This is a genomic window from Arhodomonas sp. KWT (assembly GCF_010993615.1).
Genome location: NZ_WNXE01000528.1, coordinates 1 through 1,114, shown reverse-complemented (window position 1 = coordinate 1,114; position 1,114 = coordinate 1). Strand labels below are relative to the sequence as shown.

The following is a 1,114-nucleotide window of genomic DNA, read 5'->3' as shown; positions in this document are numbered from 1 at the left end:
GCGCGTGTGCGAGCACCGCAGCTCGGGTAGGTCGGTTGCTCCTGGCAACCGACAGCCACGATGATGTCGCTCACGTGGCGGAGCCACACCGGCGCCGGCAATGAGGCGTGGCGCTGCCCGACAGACGAGTTCAGGGCAAACAACGGCCGGCAGGTCGTCAGGTTTTCCCGATAACCCGCAAGCAAACTGGCAAAAACCCCCCGGACAACATCCAGGATCGTGCACGGCCGACAGGCCGTAGACGTCATCCCGCCGGAACACCGCCCACGCAACGTCGCGCCCCGGACCCGGCCGCCGACCGGGAGACCGCCGGCGCCCCACCTGTCGGTTGCCAGGAGCAACCGACCTACAGGAACGGGGCAGTCCGCCCGAGTGGCTCAATGGCGCCTTCCATGCGCTGCTCGCCGAGCTGGATGCGGCGTATCGGGTGCCGGGGGATCGGCTCGCGCGGCTCAAACGCCTCGCCGCCGAGGACCCGCAGGCAAGACGGCTGGCGACGCTCCGCCGTGGCGCAGCGAACTGTGCCACCTCGATGAGGCCTGATACATAAGTGCAGGCGGGGTTCCTTCCACCAGCCGGCGGTTGATACCAGGGGCGAGTCCATACATAGGTCGTGCACGGCCGCGAGGCCGTGTGCGACTGCCGGGACCGGTTCAGAATGTCGCACGCCTGCGGCGCACGACGGACCCGAACCGACACCCTCTACCCGGGACCCGGATCAACGGGCAAGGCCGTTCACCCGGGCCTCCTGGCGGAGTGGTCCGGCTCGCACCGCCAGTCTTCCGGGCAGATCCCGGGTAAACGACCCACTGGAAGGTCACAGCTGGCGCATCTGTGCGCCGTAGCGGTCCACCACCCGCTGGTACTGGCTCGGGGCGGCGCCCAGGTGGTTGCGGAAGAAACGCGTGAAGTGCCCCTGCTCCGAGAAGCCCAGCGAATCCGAGAGGTTGCCGAGCGTGCCCGTGCGCGAGGTCGCCAGCCACTCGCAGGCCTTCTTCATGCGGATCATGTTGAGCACCATGTGGGGCGTCATGCCGGTGCCCTTCTTGAACAGGGCGAAGAAGTGCGCCCGCGAGAGCCCGCACTCCGCGGCGAGCTCGTCCATCCGCACCTC

1 protein-coding gene is annotated in these 1,114 nt (G+C 68.4%); it reads right to left on the bottom strand.

Features of this window, described 5'->3' with window-relative positions; translation table 11 throughout:
* Positions 1–817: 817 nt before the first annotated feature.
* Positions 818–1,114, bottom strand: a 297-nt coding sequence (locus G7A99_RS20455; RefSeq protein WP_163143704.1) for a helix-turn-helix transcriptional regulator, incomplete at its 5' end; no start/stop codon positions are given.